The sequence below is a fragment of the Mucilaginibacter robiniae genome, from assembly GCF_012849215.1.
Lineage (GTDB): Bacteria > Bacteroidota > Bacteroidia > Sphingobacteriales > Sphingobacteriaceae > Mucilaginibacter > Mucilaginibacter robiniae.
Genome location: NZ_CP051682.1, coordinates 2,769,261 through 2,786,866 on the forward strand (window position 1 = coordinate 2,769,261; position 17,606 = coordinate 2,786,866).

Genomic DNA, 17,606 nt, shown 5'->3' on the forward strand with positions numbered 1-17,606 from the left:
AATATTTTTGCGGGATTAAAATATATCTTATAATGAGTGAATTAAAACAAACCTTTAACTCTTCACTGGGAAAAAAGCTGATTATGGCTTTAACAGGCTTGTTTCTGAGCGTTTTTCTAATTGTACACTTGGCAGGTAACCTGCTGCTGTTTAGTAACGACAATGGGTACAGTTTCAATATGTATGCCAACTTCCTGACGCATTTCCCGCCGATTGAGGTAATCGCTTACATTTTGTACTTGTGCATTATTGTACATACTATCTATGCGATTGTGCTTACCACCATTAACCGTAAAGCGCGCTCAGTTGACTATGCTGTACATACCAAATCACCGGTGTCTTTTTCGTCTAAAAATATGGGACTGCTGGGCAGTATTATATTTTTATTCATCGTTATTCACATGGGCGATTTTTGGTATAAGTACAAGTTTACCCACACTGTAGGGTATAAAGAATACCGTACCAACCTGCTAACCGGCGAAAGAACCGCTACTGAATTTACCCCTGAGAAACCGGATTTTGAGCATTCTCAAACTTTTGAAGGTAATACAGAAATTACCCGCGTTAAAGATTTGCACGCCCGTGTAGCCAGCAGCTTTAGCATGTTATGGTATGTGGCTATTTATGTAATAGCTATGGTAGCTTTATCGTTTCACTTAAAACATGGTTTCCAAAGTGCATTCCATACTGTAGGCTGGGTTCACCGCAAATACAAGCCTATTTATGAGTTTATAGGTACTTGGTTGTTCTCTGTAATTATCCCGTTGGGTTTTGCAGCCATGCCTATCGTTTATTACATACAGAGTTTAGGTAAATAGTTAAAAAGAGTTGAATAGTTAATTGGCTGATATTATTGAAAGGTTTTTCCGAAAAAGAATGCCTCTTAACCGAACTAGCCAGTTAACATAAATATAAAAGAAATGAATTTAGATGCTAAAATTCCGCAAGGCCCATTAGCCGAAAAATGGAGCAAGCATAAATTTAACTTAAAGCTGGTTAACCCGGCCAACAAACGTAAATACAACGTTATTGTGGTGGGTACTGGTTTAGCTGGTGCTTCGGCGGCAGCTTCGCTGGCCGAGCTGGGCTACAATGTAACTGCATTTTGCTTTCAGGATAGCCCTCGTCGTGCACACTCTATTGCTGCACAGGGTGGTATCAATGCCGCTAAAAACTATCGTAATGATGGTGATAGCGTTTACCGTTTGTTTTATGATACCATTAAAGGTGGTGACTACCGTGCCCGTGAAGGCAACGTTTACCGCCTGGCCGAAGTATCAGTAAATATTATTGACCAGTGTGTGGCTCAGGGTGTACCTTTCGCCCGCGAATACGGCGGTTTGTTAGATAACCGTTCATTTGGTGGTGCGCAGGTATCGCGTACCTTCTATGCCCGTGGCCAAACAGGACAGCAATTATTGTTGGGTGCTTACTCAGCTTTAAATCGCCAGATTCATGAAGGTAAGGTGAAAATGTACACCCGTACCGAAATGCTGGACGTGGTAGTAGTAGATGGTAAAGCACAAGGTATTGTTACCCGTAACTTGAAAACCGGTGCTATTGAAACACATGCCGGTCATGCTGTATTATTGTGTACTGGTGGTTACAGCAACGTATTCTACTTGTCAACCAATGCTGCCGGTTCAAACGTAACAGCAGCTTGGCGTGCTCACAAGCGCGGTGCATTGTTTGCTAACCCTTGTTATACTCAAATTCACCCAACCTGTATTCCAGTAACGGGTACACACCAGTCAAAACTTACGCTGATGTCTGAATCATTGCGTAACGATGGTCGGGTTTGGGCACCTAAAACGGTGGAAGTAGCACAAAAGCTGCGTAAAGGTGAAATCAAAATAGAAAACGTTAGAGAAGAAGATCGCGATTACTTCCTGGAACGTAAATATCCATCATTTGGTAACTTGGTACCTCGCGACGTAGCTTCACGTAATGCCAAAGAAATGGTAGATGAAGGCCGTGGTGTTGGTGGTTCAGGTATTGCTGTGTTCCTGGATTTTGCTGAAGCTATACAACGTTTGGGTGAAGATGCCGTACGGGCAAAATATGGTAACTTGTTTGATATGTACTATCAAATTACCGATGAGAACCCGTACAAACAGCCTATGCGTATTTACCCTGCTGTACACTATACTATGGGTGGTTTGTGGGTTGATTATAACTTAAGTACTAATATTCCGGGCTTGTATGCTTTAGGTGAGGCTAACTTCTCTGACCACGGTGCTAACCGTTTAGGTGCTTCGGCATTGATGCAAGGCTTGGCTGATGGCTACTTCGTTATCCCTTATACTTTAGGTGATTATTTAGCTACCATCGGTCCGAAACCAGTTGATAGCAAACACCCTGCTTTTGCACAAACTAAGAAGGATGTAGAAGCAAATATTGCAAAATTACTGTCGTTAAAAGGTACTAAAACCGTTACCGAATATCACCGTGAATTAGGCCACATTATGTGGGAATATTGCGGTATGGCCCGTAACGCAGAAGGCTTAACTAAAGCTCGCGGCTTAATTCAGGCTTTGAAAGAAGATTTCTGGAAAAACGCGATTGTGGTAGGTGTTAATGAAGAGGTGAACGATGCACTTGAAAAAGCTGGCCGCGTAGCCGACTTTATTGAGTTAGGTGCACTGATGGTAGAAGACGCATTAATGCGTAAAGAATCATGCGGTGGTCACTTCCGTACCGAATCACAAACTGAAGAGGGGGAGGCCTTGCGCCATGATGATGAATATGCTTTTGTAGCTGCTTGGGAGTTTAAAGGTGAAAACCAACCTGAAGTGCTGAACAAAGAAGAATTGGTATTTGAAAACGTTAAGTTAACACAAAGAAGTTATAAGTAATTGTGTTGCGGGTTGTATGTTGCGAGCTTTAAGTAGCTATTTAACCCGCAACCAACAAACCCGTAACTCGCAACTCTAAAAAACATGAGTAACGCAAACGGAACGATGAATCTGACGCTGAAAGTTTGGCGTCAGCCTAATGCACAAACTGCTGGCAAGTTTGTGACATATAAAGCCGAAAACATATCACCAGATATGTCTTTTCTGGAAATGCTGGATGTGGTAAACGAAAGTTTAATTCACGGTAAGCAAGACCCTATCCATTTTGATCATGATTGCCGCGAAGGTATTTGCGGTATGTGTTCATTATATATCAATGGCCGTCCACATGGTCCGAAAAGAGCCATCACTACCTGTCAGTTGCACATGCGCAGCTTTAGTGATGGTGAAACCATCACTATTGAGCCTTGGAGAGCTACTGCTTTCCCGGTAATCAAAGACTTAGCGGTTGATCGTTCTGCGTTTGATCGTATTCAGCAAACTGGTGGTTATATTTCGGTAAATACCGGTGGTGTGCCTGATGCTAACGAAATTGCCATCCCAAAAGTAATTGCTGATGAAGCTTTCAATTCAGCTACCTGTATTGGTTGTGGTGCTTGCGTTGCTGCTTGTAAAAATGCTTCAGCTATGCTGTTCGTATCGGCTAAAATTAACCAGTTAGCACTGTTGCCACAAGGCCAGCCTGAGCGTTACCGCCGTGTACAAAGCATGGTAGCTAAAATGGATGAAGAAGGATTTGGTAACTGTACCAACACTGGTGCTTGTGAGGCTGAATGTCCAAAAGAAATTACATTGACCAACATTGCCCACATGAACTATGATTTCTTCAGCGCGAAGTTATTCCGCGAAGAAGAGGTGCACGAAGTTCAGCACGGTGCTTAATAAGTCACTCTGATAATAAATATATTAAAGTTAAAAGAAAGGCTGGTTTATAAAACCAGCCTTTTTTATTCTTCGTACAACGGTTCGGCTCGGGAGTTTGATACCTGCAGTTGAGGCTTTGTTGTTTGTAAAAATAATTCGTTTTCAACTTTTTAGCTGGCAAATAATTTCTGATTTTCGCCGTCGTTTAAGTGCAAGTATAATTATGCGTATGAGATTGGTGTTTAAATGTATTTTGAGCAGTGTTCTAGTGGTAAGTTTGTTAACAGCATGCTCTCATTCCAAAAAACAAGGCGGGGTTGATATTTCCAAATTACCTGCGCTGGATACCACGAAGCTCTTGACTTACAATCCTAAAGACGCTGACCCTCGTATTGATGCTTTTATGAAGCAGCTGCATAAAAAAAGCGCTTTCAATGGCAATGTGCTGGTGGCCGAAAAAGGCAAAATTGTTTATGAAGGTTCATTCGGCTGGGCTAACTATCTGATACGTGATAGCTTGAAAATAGGCTCACGTTTTGAGTTGGCATCTGTATCAAAAACCATGACCTCAACCGCTATTATGCAGTTGTGGGAACGTGGAAAAATTAAGCTGGATCAGGATGTGCGTGATTTCTTTCCTAATTTCCCGTACGCTGGTATTACTATCAGGCTACTACTTACCCACCGTTCGGGCATGATGAACTATGTGTACTTTGTAGATGGCTTATATCGCAAGCAGCATCTGGATCAGCGTAAAGGTATCACGAATGCTCAGGTAATGGATTTAATTGCCCAGAACAAGCCTGCGCCTTTCAACAAACCTAACGCACGCTTTTTATACAACAACTCTAACTTTATGGTGCTAGGAGCTATTATTGAAAAAGTAGCTGGTATGCCTTATGCTCAGTACATGAAAGAGAACATTTTCAAGCCCGCTGGCATGGCGCATACCGATGTGTACTCAAAAGCAGTGTATGATAAAATACCGGTTGATGTGGTAGGGCATGATCGTAATAGCTGGCGGTACTCAGTAGCACAAAACTTTTTGGATGGCCCGGTAGGTGATAAAGGTATTTACAGTACGGTAAAAGATTTGTTCCTGTTCGATCAGGCATTGAAAGCGGGACGTCTCATTAAGAAGTCAACTCAAGACTCTGCTTATACACCGCACGACCCTATGATACGTGGTCATTTTAGCTATGGCTACGGCTGGCGCTTGTTCTGCGAACCCGGTCAGCAAGTGGTATATCATACCGGCTGGTGGCATGGTTTTCGGCATATATTCCTGCGCGATTTAAAAAACGATGTAACCATTGTATTGTTAGGCAATTTGGTAAATGGCAGCTTACTGCATCTGGATGATCTGTATAAAATAACCGGTATGCCTGTTGTTCGTAAAACAGCTTATAGTGGCACGGGTGATGCCGCAGAAGATTAATAGGCAGAGAAAATTACTATTCGAGCCTGATTAAAATTCTTAGCTGCACTTTTATACAACAAAAAGATATTAAGCGGCCTTTATCTAAGTAATTAATAACTCCATAACAAAAACTAAAACCATGTTTGATAAATTATTTGAAGCTCAGCAAAAAGCCGGCGAAATGAAAAAGCGCCTGGATGGTATTACTGTGTCAGGTACTGCCGAAGGTGGGAAAATTACCGTAACTGCTAATGGCAATAAAGTATTGCAAACTATTAGTATTGATGGGTCTTTTTATGCTGAAGCTGACCGCGAAGAAGTAGAAGAATTGCTGGTAGTGGCTATTAATAAAGCACTGGAACAAGCTGATAGCGTAAACCAAACCGAAATGGCCGCCATGACTAAAGATATGTTTGGCGATTTAGGTGGTTTAGGCGGTATGTTTGGCAAGTAAGCTGATACTGGCGCTTGTGCATATCTTAATGTATTGTCATTTCAAATAGTAGCAAGAACTGCTGTAAAGCATAAGTGTTTACTTTGCATAATTTATAAGAGGCTTGTTATGCTATTACATGGCATATATTTATTAATACTACATTAAACATTGTTTATGAAACTTACTTATTTCGGGCACTCAACTGTTCAGATTGAAGTTGCTGGTAAAACCTTGTTGTTTGATCCATTTATTACGCCTAACCAACTGGCTGCGCATATTGATGTAAACAGCCTGAAACCCGACTACATCTTGGTTTCGCACGGACATGGCGATCATATTGCCGATCTGGAAACTATTCAAAAAAGTAGCGGCGCCAAAGTAATATGTATTGCTGAAATTGCTGGCTGGCTAGGCAACAAGGGTATTGATAATACCCACGGCATGAACATAGGTGGTAGCTTTACCTTTGATTTCGGTAAAGTAAAAATGGTTTACGCGCTGCACTCCAGCTCAATGCCTGATGGCAGCTACGGCGGTACACCGGTTGGCTATGTAATTCATGCAGAAGGCAAGAAGATTTATTTTGCTGGTGATACAGCCTTAACTTACGATATGAAGTTGCTGGCTGAAGAAAACCTGGATTGGGCCATTTTACCTATTGGTGATAACTATACCATGGGGATTGATGATGCCATTAAAGCTACCGATTTTATTAACTGTAAAGATATCATCGGGGTACATTATGATACATTCCCGGTTATTAAAATTGATACCAGTGAAGCGCAAGAAAAGTTCCTGAAAGCCGGTTTAAATTTAAAGCTTCCGGCTATTGGTGATAGTGTAGAACTGTAAGGCGGCTAATTTTTATATAAGCTATTTAAACAACAAAGCCCTGTACATATTGTACAGGGCTTTGTTGTTTAAAATGAAAGAGAATTACATGTTTGACATAGTGTCTTTTTTCATCTTTTTCTTTTTCATTGGCATTTTTTTCTTCATTTTCTTTTTGGTGGTATCACTCTGCATTGTAGCTGATTTTACACCAGTGAAGTTACCATGAGCGAACACAGTACCGAATGAGATTGCTGCTAAAGCAACCATGCAACATAATTTTTTCATAACAAAACAACTTTTAAGTTTTTAAATAGATTTAATAATTTAACAACTTGGTTCTGACTTTGTTGCGGCTGTTGTAAATTATATTTATATCACAGTTCCGTGTGGTATAACAGCACGTTTTTTAACTACCACAATACCATCTTGAACGGTATAAGCACCATAATCGCCATTTTCAAGATTGCCCTCGCAGTTTATACGTACGTCGTTACCGATGTAAGCATTCTTGTCAATAATGGCATTCTTAATGCAACAACGATCGCCAATGCCCATAACTGGTGCGTTGCTGGCTTTTGCATCTTCAATTTGTTCCAGCGTTTGGTAAGTATCACTACCCATTACATAGCAGCTATCAATTTCGGTATCAAAGCCAATGCGCGAACGTACACCGATAATGGAGCGCTTAATACAACTGGCATTAACAATGCACCCATCTGCCACAATAGATTGTGTTAGCTGTGTACCTGATATTTTTGATGGCGGCAGCATGCGGGTACGGGTAAATATATGATGCTTACCAAACAGGTTAAATTGTGGTATATCATCTGTTAAGCCCAAGTTAGCTTCAAAAAAAGATGGAATGGTACCAATATCGGTCCAGTAGCCTTCATACTGATAGCTTAATACCCGATGGGTTTTAATAGATTGTGGCATGATCTCTTTACCAAAATCCGGATAATCATTGCCTTGCAGCAACTCGTACAGCGTTTTACGGTTAAAGATGTAAATACCCATAGAGGCCAAATAATAGCGGCCTTTGGCTGCCATATCATCACTTACCTCCGATGCCCAACTTTCAAAATTGCTTTTCGGCTTTTCAATAAAGTCGGTAATCAAGCTTTCTTCATTAGTTTTCAAAATACCGAAGCCAGGTACATCATTGGCATGCACCGGTATGGTAGCAATTGAAATTTCGGCTTTGCTTTCGATATGCTTATCTACCATATCGCGAAAATCCATCTGGTAAAGCTGGTCGCCTGATAGAATGAGTACATATTCAAAATCATGTACCGAAAGGTGATGCAAACTTTGCCTTACCGCATCGGCTGTACCTTGAAACCAGCCCACGTTTGATGGGGTTTGTTCGGCAGCCAGTATATCCACAAAGGCATCACTGAAGCTGCTGAAGTGGTACGTGTTTTTAATATGTTTATTAAGCGAAGCTGAGTTAAACTGTGTTAACACGAAAATACGCTCAAAGCCTGCATGTAAACAGTTGGATATAGGTATATCAACCAGCCTGTATTTACCGGCAATAGGAACGGCTGGTTTGGAGCGGGTAGCAGTGAGCGGGAACAGCCTAGTGCCCTGTCCGCCACCCAATACGATGCTGATTACTTTCGAGGTCATATAATTGGTTTTAAACTTTCATAGAGGTTGATGTATTGCTGGGCCGACTGGTTCCAGGAGAAGTTCAGCGCCATCATACGTTTACGTAACAAATCTAAATGCTCCCTGTTCTGATAAAGCGTTATTGCCCGGCTTATTGATGAACAAATGTCATCCACACTAGCTTGGTTAAAGCAAATGCCATAACCACCTTCATCGCCAAAGTCAAGTACTGTATCTTTCAGACCACCGGTACGACGTACCATAGGTACTGTACCATAGCGCAAGGCATATAACTGGTTCAATCCGCAGGGCTCCACGCGTGATGGCATCAGCAAAAAGTCGGATCCGGCATAAATTTGATGAGCTAATTGCTCGTTGTAACCGATATAGGTTTTATAACAATCTGCATTTTTAATGGTGTGCAACGCCTGTAAGGCTTCTTCTGTTACAGTATCACCGGCACCCAGTATCAAAAAGCTCACCTGCCCGGCATGTTCGGCCAGGCTGCGGCTAATAGCTTCAGGTATTAAATCTGCTCCTTTTTCAACAACCAGGCGGCCAATAAAAGATACTAACGGTTTATCTAACGGTAGCCCGAAACGTTCGCACAAAGCGGCTTTATTGTTCAATTTGCCAGTATCAGGCTTTTGAGCATCAATGTGAGCTGGCAGCATTGGGTCGGTTTGTGGATTCCAAACCTCAGTATCAATACCATTAATGATGCCTAAGCCTTTAGCGCGTTCCAGGTAGAACAGGTATTCCAATCCGTTAGAGTTGTACGATAGTTCTTCCAGATAGCTGGGGGAAACTGTTGTAAACTTATCACAACATTTTACGGCGCTGGCTAATGGGTTAATGCCGCCTGCCCAATCCAGTAAGCCGGCATAAGTCATATTTACTTCGGGCAGGTAATCAAATTTATCATAGCCAAAAGCACCATGATATTGCCCATTATGAATGGTAAATACAGTAGGTGTTTTAGCAAGTCGCTTATACAAGGCCGAATGCTGTAGCAGAAAAGGTATTAAGCCTACATGATGATCGTGACAATGAATCAGGTCAGGCTTTTGCTGCGACCAGGTAATCCAGTCCAGAAAAGCCAGCTGAAACATAATGAACTGTTCACGTTCATCCGGGTAGCTGTAAACTTCAGGCCGGTCCAGTAAACCCGGAACATAAATCAGGTATAATGGAAAGCCCAGCTTATCAGTAGTTTCTTTCTGGATTTGAAAATCATAACGTTTGCGACCCAAACGGGTAGAACCTTCAAACACTATTTCAAACTCGCTTTCTTGTACAAATTTGCGGTTGTAGTAGGGTAGCACTACAGATGCCTGAATACCTGCCAGGTTCTGGTATTTAGGTAATGCTCCTACAACATCGGCTAGGCCGCCTACTTTGGCCACCGGATAACATTCGGCACTCAGGTGAAAAACTTTCATGTATTAGGTAAGATAGGCTCAAAGTAAGCAATCTTTTTGCGTACTTAAGCACAACCTGTAACCAATAAAATGTGTTTTTCTAAAGTGTTAATTATTGAAGAAAAACTCCATGAAAAAATTAAAAAAATAGCTATCTAAGTAAAACTTCAATGGCTGTTTTGGGTATAAAAAGTTTAGTGAAGATAGGGAAATACATGAACTAAATTCTATATTCGTCATCATTGTTCCTATGCTTAAACATGTACTCACAAGAGTTGCGCTGATAATCGGTTTATTAAAGGTTTGCTATACAGCGTTTGCACAACCTGTAAAGGAGCCTCGAGATGTAAATTCAGAATGGTCAAAATCTTATCCACCTTTTCGTATTGTGGGTAACTTGTATTACGTAGGTACTTATGATTTGGCCTGTTATCTAATAACCACCCCTAAAGGTAATATCTTAATCAATACCGGGCTTGCAGGCTCGCTTCCGCTTATTCAAACTAGCATTGAAGCATTAGGCTTTAAGTTATCCAACACTAAAGTTTTATTAACCATGCAGGCTCATTACGATCACATGGGGGCAATGGCTGCTATAAAAAAGCTTACAGACGCCCGGATGATGGTAGACGAAAAAGACGTAGAGGTGATGGAAGATGGCGGTCGGTCAGATTATGCACTAGGTGGTGATACCAGTACCTATATGCCATTAAAAGCCGACCGCTTGCTGCACAATGGTGATATTGTAAAGTTAGGCGGTATGAAGATTACGATGTTACATCATCCGGGGCATACCAAAGGCTCTTGCAGCTTTCTATTTACGGTGAAAGATGAGCAAAGTGCATATCGGGTACTGTTGGCCAATATGCCTACTATAGTTACCGGAAAAAGATTTTCAGCCATACCGGATTATCCTGAAATTGCAAGCGATTATGCCTATACATTACATGCCATGAAAAACCTGTCGTTTGATGTTTGGCTTTCTTCGCACGCCAGCCAGTTTGGGCTGCATACCAAACACCATCCAGGTGATCCTTACAATCCATCGGCTTTCATTGATCAAAAAGGTTATGACGCAGCCATTCATGTTTTACAAAGCGAGTTTGACAAAAAACTGCAAGCCCAATAAACTTTACTATAGTTTGTAAGCAGCTTAATGTGCTTCCAACCAGTTGGCGCCAGTGCCCATTTCTACCACAATAGGTACCTCGGTTACTATAGCCGTTTTCATAAAATGTTCCACAATAGGTTTTACGGCTTCTATTTCGGTTTGAGGCACATCAAAAATCAACTCATCATGCACCTGCATGGTCATGCGGGCATCCAGCTTTTGATTTTTTAGCTCCTGATGAATGTTAATCATGGCTATCTTAATCATATCCGCAGCCGAGCCTTGAATAGGGGCATTAATCGCGTTTCGCTCTGCAAAGCCACGTACCGTAGAGTTGGCCGAGTTAATATCGCGCAGATAACGACGACGGCCCTTCAGGGTTTGTACATAACCATTTTCACGAGCAAAATTCATGGTTTCAGTCATGTAACTTTTAATACCGGCAAACTGAACAAAGTATTGTTCAATGATTTCTGTAGCTTCCTTACGCGGTATGCCCAAGCTTTGCGATAATCCGAAAGACGATTGCCCGTAAATGATACCAAAGTTTACGGCTTTAGCATTACGGCGCTGCTCGCTGGTGACATCCTCTATAGCTACGCCATACACGTTGGCTGCTGTAGCAGTGTGAATGTCTAGGTTTTTGGCAAAGGCATCCAGCATGTTGGGATCTTTGCTGATTTCGGCAATAATACGTAGTTCTATTTGTGAGTAGTCGGCAGAGAGCAGTATATGGTTGGCATCACGCGGAATAAAAGCACGGCGTACCTCGCGGCCTCGTTCTGTACGGATAGGTATATTTTGCAGGTTAGGGTTGTTAGAGCTTAAACGGCCCGTAGCGGCAATAGCCTGGTTGTATGAGGTATGCACACGACCAGTTTTAGGATTAATCATCAGCGGTAAAGCATCTACATAGGTAGATTTAAGCTTAAGCATCTGCCTGAAATCCAAAATATCACGTACAATGTCGCTTTTGGCGGCTAGTGCCAGCAAAACATCTTCGCCAGTTTGGTATTGGCCGGTTTTGGTTTTCTTGGCGTTTGGGTCCAGCATGAGTTTTTCAAACAGTACTTCGCCCAATTGCTTAGGGGAAGATACATTGAACTTCATGCCGGCTTTTTCATATACGGTTTGTTCCAGGCGTTTTACTTCAGCGTCCAGTTGCTTTGAGTATTCCTGTAAAGCAGGCTGATCAATTTTTACGCCTTCAAACTCCATATCGGCCAGTACGTAAATTAACGGGTGTTCAATCTCGTTAATCAGCTGTTCGGCTTTAACGGCTTGTAACTTGGGTTCAAAAACAGCTTTTAGCTGTAAGGTAACGTCAGCATCTTCGGCGGCATACTCTTTTACCTTTTCTACATCCACATCACGCATAGTGAGCTGATTTTTGCCTTTGGGGCCAATCAGGGAAGTAATAGAAACCGGTTTGTAGCCTAAGTAATTTTCAGACAAGATATCCATGCCGTGCCGCGTATCCGGGTCCAGAATGTAGTGGGCCATCATGGTATCAAACAAGCTGCCCTTTACCTGAATACCATACCATTTCAGCACCAGAATATCGTACTTCACATTTTGCCCAACTTTGTTAATAGATTCGTTTTCCAATACTGGTTTAAACTCATCGGCAATGGCCTTAGCTCCTTCATAATCAGCAGGCACGGGAATGTACCAAGCCTCGCCAGGTTTAATGGCGAAAGATAAGCCTACCAGTTCACAGTTGTTAGCGTCAATGCCAGTGGTTTCGGTATCAAAAGTGATTTCGGTTTGCTGTAACAGCAATTGCACCAGTTCGGCCCGTTGTTCAGGCGTATTAACTAGGTGGTACTCGTGCGGTACGTTTTCGATATGGTTAGCCGCTGCTATGGGCGCATCAGCCATATCGTTTATATCTATTGACGTAATACGTGCATTGCCTGATGGTGGGCTGCTGAATAAATCGCCTTGAGTGGAAGTAGCTCTAATTTCAGTTACACTAAAATCTTCGCCAAATACCCGCCGACCTAAGGTTCTGAACTCCAGTTCGGCAAATAAGGGCTCTAGTAGTTCGCGGCTGGGTTCAGATATTTTCAAACTTTCTTCATGCAGTTCAACAGGTGCATCCAATAATATAGTAGCCAGCTTTTTCGACATTAACCCTTGCGCCTGATGGTTTTCCAGGTTCTCGCGAAGCTTGCCTTTAAGCTCATGGGTATGGGCAAAAATATTTTCCATTGAGCCATATTGCTTAATCAACTGCTTGGCTGTTTTTTCGCCAATACCGGGTATGCCCGGGATGTTATCTACCGCATCACCCCATAAACCTAAAATATCAATTACTTGGCAAACATCCTGTATCTCCCATTTAGTGCAAACTTCTTTAACCCCCATAATTTCAATATCGCTGCCCATGCGCGAGGGTTTATAAACCCAGATGTTTTCAGATACCAGTTGAGCAAAATCCTTATCAGGCGTCATGCAATACACCTGAAAACCTTCTTGCTCTGCTTTTTTGGCCAAGGTGCCAATCACGTCATCAGCTTCGTAACCATCGGAAGTAATCAGGGGTATTTGAAACCCATGAATTAGCTTAAACACATAAGGCATAGCCTGCGATAAATCTTCAGGCATAGCTTGGCGGTGCGCTTTATATTCCGTAAAGTCAGTGTGGCGTTCGGTAGGCGCATCCGTGTCAAACACCACGGCCATGTGCGTAGGTTTTTCTTTGCGTAATACATCCAGTATGGTATTGGTAAAGCCCATTACGGCCGATGTATTTAAACCACCTGAGGTAAAGCGTGGGTTTTTACTTAACGCAAAGTGTGCCCGGTACATCAGGGCCATACCATCTAACAAAAATAGCTTCTTCATGGATCAGAATTTACAGTATTCAGGCATGAACATAATTTAAGCACATGCTAAAACTGTTAGTGCAAAAGTAAGATTTAGCAGCTAATGAAACCACTACCGTAAATAATTCTGCTTAATCTTAATTTCTATTAACTTTTATTTTGCCTACTTGAAGGAACAACCCACCACATGGTCATTTACCATCCCTACTGCCTGCATATAAGCGTAGCAAATAGTAGTGCCAAAAAATTTAAAGCCGCGCTTCTTCATATCTTTACTAATCGCATCCGATATTTCAGTACGGGCAGGTAGTAATTTGTCTGGTTGATTGATAATAAGCTGCCCATCAGGCATAAAGCTGTATAAATACTGGTTGAAAGATTCAAACTCCTGTTGCACCTGAATAAATAGCTTGGCATTGTTGATGGTAGCTTCAATTTTAAGGCGATTACGAATAATACCCGCATCCTGCATTAAACGCTCTACATCGTTTGAATTAAAAGCGGCTACCTGTTGTACATCAAACCCGGCAAAGGCTTTGCGATAATTTTCTCGACGGCGTAAAATAGTAATCCAGCTTAAGCCGGCTTGTGCCGATTCTAAAACTAAGAATTCAAACAAGATATGATCATCATGCACGGGCTTGCCCCATTCTTCGTCATGGTACTTGATATATAAGGGGTCGGTGCCGCACCAGGTGCAGCGTTGTATAAAGGAGGAGCTAGGTGATGCAGCCATGTTTGATGCTAAAAGATGAATTCAACTGGCTGGCAAAATGCTAATATCCTTAATAAAAGCAAAAGGCAACTCTAAAAAGAATTGCCTTTTGCAGAAGTATAGATGCTTCTTGTGGCCTACCAAGGGCTTTCATGATTGTTGCTTTGGTAATCATGACTGAAAAACTTACCAGTTGGGCCATCAGCGCCTATCAAAGCGTATTGAGCTACGAAGGCCGCCGAATCTTCAACTTTTAAAGGGCCTTGGTGATGATTGAAGTCGGTTGCGGTGTAACCGGGGTCAACAGCGTTTACACGAATAGGCGTATCGCGCAATTCATAAGCCAGCACAATGGTGTAAGAGTTCAGGGCCGATTTGGATGTACCATAAGCTGCCGATTTGAAATTATAATAAGGCCATGATGGATCGCTATGTAAGGTAAGCGAACCTAAACCTGAAGTCACATTCACGATTACTGCGGTTTCAGATTTTCTTAACAATGGCAAAAAAGCTTGTGTAACCTGGATAACACCGAAAAAGTTAGTATCAAATACCTCGCGAACAATGGCTACATCAATCGATTCTGCACTTTGCGGCAAAGCTCCGCTGATGCCTGCATTGTTAATCAGCACATCAAGTTTGCCATCTTTATCATTAATAAATTGTTGTGCTGCCGTAATCGAGTCTAAGTTGGTTACATCAAGCTGAATAGCTTGTAAAGTAGTTAAACCGTCGGCTTTAAGCTGGTTCACGGCTTCTTCTCCTTTACCAATATCGCGGCTGCCGATGTAAACAAAATAACCTTTCTGAGCCAGTATTCGAGCGGTTTCAAAACCAATACTTTTATTGGCTCCTGTAATAAGTGCTGTTTTCATATTGTTGATATATTGCGCTACAAAAGTAGTAGCCATACATCATTTAAAACTGCACTCTTGCTGGTTTCAATGGTACATTTTACGGGTGAAGTTGCGATAACTGATAGGCGTATATTGTGTAAGCCGTTTGAAAAAGCGGTTAAAATAAGAAGCGTCCTCAAAGCCCAGTTGAAAAGAAATTTCCTTAATAGAATACTCCGTATGGAAAAGCAGGCGCTTGGCTTCTACAATCAGTCGGTCATGAATATGTGCAATGGCCGACTTGCCACTTTGCTCTTTTATTACTTCGCTCAAATAATTGGCTGATAAATTTAGTATGCCCGCGTAAGCGGCTACATCATGCAATTGCAGATAATGTTCTTCAACGGCGTTCAGGTAATTTTTAAGTACCTGCTTATTGTTTGATAAAGGCTTTACAGCGGTACTAATTTGTTCCATGTACAGCCGGCTTAAATAGATAAGTAGCACTTTCATGTAAGCCAGCAGCATGTTTTGCTGCCAACTATTTTTGCTGTGATACTCGGTAAGTATTTTCTCCAGAATATCTTCAATAAATACCAGGTCTGGTTCGCTTAGCTGCAGCTCATGTCCATTATCCGGGTTTTGAATAATAGGTAGCTTTTTAAGTGAGCCACTATCATCCAGGGTCAGGAAATCTTCTGTAAAGCCCAGGCTGATACCCGTTATGGGTTTGGCATCTTCTTTTAGATGCACCTGTTGCGGAATAGTAAAATAAAAAGTGTCGGGCTTAAGAGTGCAAGGCATCATATCAATCCAGTGGCGACTGCTGCCCTGCCTTACAAAGGCTAGGAAATAATAATTTTTACGGTGTGGCACTAAAAAGTCAGCACACCGGTAGTTTAGTACACTATCATTCCGATTAATGCGGAACATCGGGTTGTTGGTTGCCTCATCCTGTTCAAAAGCATAGTTAGGAATAATGGTGTCTGTAACAGGATAGTTTAAGTGGCTCATTAGTGTACTGGCTAACTGTAAAAATTATTAATCATTCATGAGCTAAAGCATAAATTATTGAGCCGCTTCATTCAACTCATCCCAGTACTCAACAGCCCTGCGATAATGCGGAATAACAATGGAACCACCAACCAGGTTAGCAATCATGAATACTTCATTCATTTCGGCATGATTTACGCCGGCCTCATGGCATTTGCCTAGGTGATATTTAATGCAATCGTCGCAACGCAGTACCATGCTGGCTACCAAGCCCAGCATTTCTTTGGTTTTTACGTCCAATGCGCCATCGGCATAGGTAGTGGTATCTAAGGCAAAAAAGCGTTTAATATTGGTATTGGCCGATTCCATGATCCGGTCGTTCATCCGAGTACGGTAATCGTTAAAGTCGTTAATAAGTTTTCCCATAATTAGTAATGGAGAGTAGTTAAATAGTTAATTGTTTCTTTGTCGTAAATACTTGTTTTGCGTGTTCTTGCAAACCGTTATCAGCGTTTTCTAAGTTTTACTAAAAAGCTGTTTCGGCTACTTGATAGGCAAGGTTCAGGAATCTTTTAGTTCAACTGACGGATCCCAGAACAACTTTTTGAAGTTTTGTATTTGTGCGTCATCGTCCATGATAATGCCTTCGCTTTCCAACATTTGTTTACGACGCTTAAAGTTGCCTTGTTGCAGGTTGCCGGTTACAATGCCGTTGCGGTTTACTACACGGTGTGCAGGTACCGGCGGGAACGCATCAACTGAAGCACCCATAGCATAGCCTACCACGCGCGATGAGCCCTTGGAACCTAGATATTGCGCCACCGCACCGTATGAGGTTACCCGACCAGCCGGAATTTGCCGTACTACATCAAACACACGTTCAAAAAAGTTTTCTTCGGGCATAATACTTACACAAACGAAAATTTAAGATAATTAATGTTCTTATTATTTTTCAAATACATCTTTTCGTAATATGTTTTAATGCTAAGTACCTCATCTGCATAAGGCGAGTGGTATAAATCTTCGGTTTTAACGTGCAGTTTTAAACCCAGTTCAGCAATCTTTTCGGCTGTGTAGGCATGCAGGTCATCGTTATCAGTTTTCAGGTTAACAAAGCCACCGGGTTTTAATAAGTGCTTGTATTGTTCCAAAAACCGGGGAGAGGTCAGGCGTTTCTTTTCCCGGCTTAATTGAGGCTGCGGATCCGGAAAGGTAATCCATATTTCATCCACCTCGCCAGGGGCAAAATAGCTACTCAGGTTTTCAATCTGAATACGTAAAAAGCCCACATTGTTAATACCTTCTTCTACCGCAGTTTTAGCGCCGCGCCAAAGCCTGTTACCTTTATAATCGATGCCTATAAAGTTCTTGGCCGGAAACATTTGTGCCAGATTTACCGTATATTCGCCTTTGCCGCATGCCAGTTCCAAAACTAACGGATTGTTGTTTTTGAAAAACTGTGCCGACCATTGCCCCTGGTAAGGCTGGCCAGCTTCCATCTGCACTACGTTATTGAAAGTAGCTATCTCGGCAAAACGGCGTAATTTATCTTTACCCATTTTTTTAATTAATCAGGCAAAAATAAAGTTTCCATACAGCTTTGATTGCAACCATTACAAAAAACTGTACGTACTACATGCCAGGTTTAACTATAAAATAACAAGAGTGATTTTAAT

General features: G+C 41.9%; 17 protein-coding genes. 7 read left to right on the top strand and 10 right to left on the bottom strand.

The window, feature by feature from the left end:
• Positions 1 to 32 precede the first annotated feature (32 nt).
• The 6 genes from HH214_RS12325 to HH214_RS12350 all read left to right on the top strand — a co-directional run bounded on the left by HH214_RS12325 (position 33) and on the right by HH214_RS12350 (position 6,427).
• Positions 33 to 818, top strand: coding sequence for a succinate dehydrogenase cytochrome b subunit (locus HH214_RS12325; protein WP_169608088.1), 786 nt, complete (start codon positions 33 to 35; stop codon positions 816 to 818).
• A 102-nt stretch (positions 819 to 920) separates the two neighbouring features.
• Positions 921 to 2,855 (top strand): fumarate reductase/succinate dehydrogenase flavoprotein subunit, encoded by a 1,935-nt coding sequence (locus HH214_RS12330; RefSeq protein WP_169608090.1) that lies wholly within the window; start codon positions 921 to 923, stop codon positions 2,853 to 2,855.
• Positions 2,856 to 2,939: 84 nt separating this feature from the next.
• Complete coding sequence (locus HH214_RS12335; protein WP_248282085.1) at positions 2,940 to 3,737, top strand: succinate dehydrogenase/fumarate reductase iron-sulfur subunit; 798 nt, start codon at positions 2,940 to 2,942, stop codon at positions 3,735 to 3,737.
• Positions 3,738 to 3,948: 211 nt separating this feature from the next.
• A complete protein-coding gene (locus tag HH214_RS12340) occupies positions 3,949 to 5,157 on the top strand; it encodes a serine hydrolase domain-containing protein (protein ID WP_169608092.1) in 1,209 nt (402 codons plus the stop codon).
• Positions 5,158 to 5,278: 121 nt separating this feature from the next.
• Positions 5,279 to 5,593 (top strand): YbaB/EbfC family nucleoid-associated protein, encoded by a 315-nt coding sequence (locus HH214_RS12345; protein WP_169608094.1) that lies wholly within the window; start codon positions 5,279 to 5,281, stop codon positions 5,591 to 5,593.
• A gap of 156 nt (positions 5,594 to 5,749) precedes the next feature.
• Positions 5,750 to 6,427 (top strand): metal-dependent hydrolase, encoded by a 678-nt coding sequence (locus HH214_RS12350; protein ID WP_169608096.1) that lies wholly within the window; start codon positions 5,750 to 5,752, stop codon positions 6,425 to 6,427.
• 84 nt (positions 6,428 to 6,511) lie between these two features.
• Here HH214_RS12350 and HH214_RS12355 read toward each other — a convergent pair whose 3' ends face one another.
• The 3 genes from HH214_RS12355 to HH214_RS12365 all read right to left on the bottom strand — a co-directional run bounded on the left by HH214_RS12355 (position 6,512) and on the right by HH214_RS12365 (position 9,465).
• The gene (locus HH214_RS12355; protein WP_169608098.1) at positions 6,512 to 6,694 is read right to left on the bottom strand and encodes a hypothetical protein; all 183 of its coding nucleotides are present in this window, start codon (positions 6,692 to 6,694) and stop codon (positions 6,512 to 6,514) included.
• Between the two features lie 84 nt (positions 6,695 to 6,778).
• Positions 6,779 to 8,041 carry a glucose-1-phosphate adenylyltransferase gene (locus HH214_RS12360; protein ID WP_169608100.1) on the bottom strand — a complete coding sequence of 421 codons (1,263 nt, stop codon included), beginning with the start codon at positions 8,039 to 8,041 and terminating at the stop codon, positions 6,779 to 6,781.
• Positions 8,038 to 9,465, bottom strand: a complete 1,428-nt coding sequence (locus tag HH214_RS12365; RefSeq protein WP_169608102.1) for a glycogen synthase — start codon at positions 9,463 to 9,465, stop codon at positions 8,038 to 8,040. The genes HH214_RS12360 and HH214_RS12365 overlap by 4 nt, the downstream gene beginning before the upstream one ends.
• A 229-nt stretch (positions 9,466 to 9,694) precedes the next feature.
• On the opposite strand from HH214_RS12365, the gene bla reads away from it, so the two are divergent.
• Positions 9,695 to 10,573, top strand: coding sequence for a subclass B3 metallo-beta-lactamase (bla, locus tag HH214_RS12370; RefSeq protein WP_169608104.1), 879 nt, complete (start codon positions 9,695 to 9,697; stop codon positions 10,571 to 10,573).
• A 24-nt stretch (positions 10,574 to 10,597) separates the two neighbouring features.
• On the opposite strand, the gene polA is transcribed toward bla, so the two are convergent.
• The 7 genes from polA to trmB form a co-directional block, all read right to left on the bottom strand.
• Entirely contained in the window at positions 10,598 to 13,405 is a 2,808-nt protein-coding gene (gene polA, locus HH214_RS12375) for a DNA polymerase I (RefSeq protein WP_169608105.1), read from the bottom strand.
• Between the two features lie 144 nt (positions 13,406 to 13,549).
• Complete coding sequence (locus HH214_RS12380) at positions 13,550 to 14,122, bottom strand: DNA-3-methyladenine glycosylase I (RefSeq protein ID WP_169608107.1); 573 nt, start codon at positions 14,120 to 14,122, stop codon at positions 13,550 to 13,552.
• Positions 14,123 to 14,238: 116 nt separating this feature from the next.
• Positions 14,239 to 14,976, bottom strand: a complete 738-nt coding sequence (locus HH214_RS12385) for an SDR family oxidoreductase (protein ID WP_169608109.1) — start codon at positions 14,974 to 14,976, stop codon at positions 14,239 to 14,241.
• Between the two features lie 66 nt (positions 14,977 to 15,042).
• A complete protein-coding gene (locus HH214_RS12390; RefSeq protein WP_169608110.1) occupies positions 15,043 to 15,951 on the bottom strand; it encodes an AraC family transcriptional regulator in 909 nt (302 codons plus the stop codon).
• 54 nt (positions 15,952 to 16,005) lie between these two features.
• The gene (locus HH214_RS12395; RefSeq protein ID WP_169608112.1) at positions 16,006 to 16,356 is read right to left on the bottom strand and encodes a carboxymuconolactone decarboxylase family protein; all 351 of its coding nucleotides are present in this window, start codon (positions 16,354 to 16,356) and stop codon (positions 16,006 to 16,008) included.
• Positions 16,357 to 16,491: 135 nt separating this feature from the next.
• Positions 16,492 to 16,833, bottom strand: coding sequence for an MGMT family protein (locus tag HH214_RS12400; protein ID WP_169608113.1), 342 nt, complete (start codon positions 16,831 to 16,833; stop codon positions 16,492 to 16,494).
• Between the two features lie 5 nt (positions 16,834 to 16,838).
• The gene (trmB, locus tag HH214_RS12405; protein WP_169608115.1) at positions 16,839 to 17,489 is read right to left on the bottom strand and encodes a tRNA (guanosine(46)-N7)-methyltransferase TrmB; all 651 of its coding nucleotides are present in this window, start codon (positions 17,487 to 17,489) and stop codon (positions 16,839 to 16,841) included.
• Positions 17,490 to 17,606 lie beyond the last annotated feature (117 nt).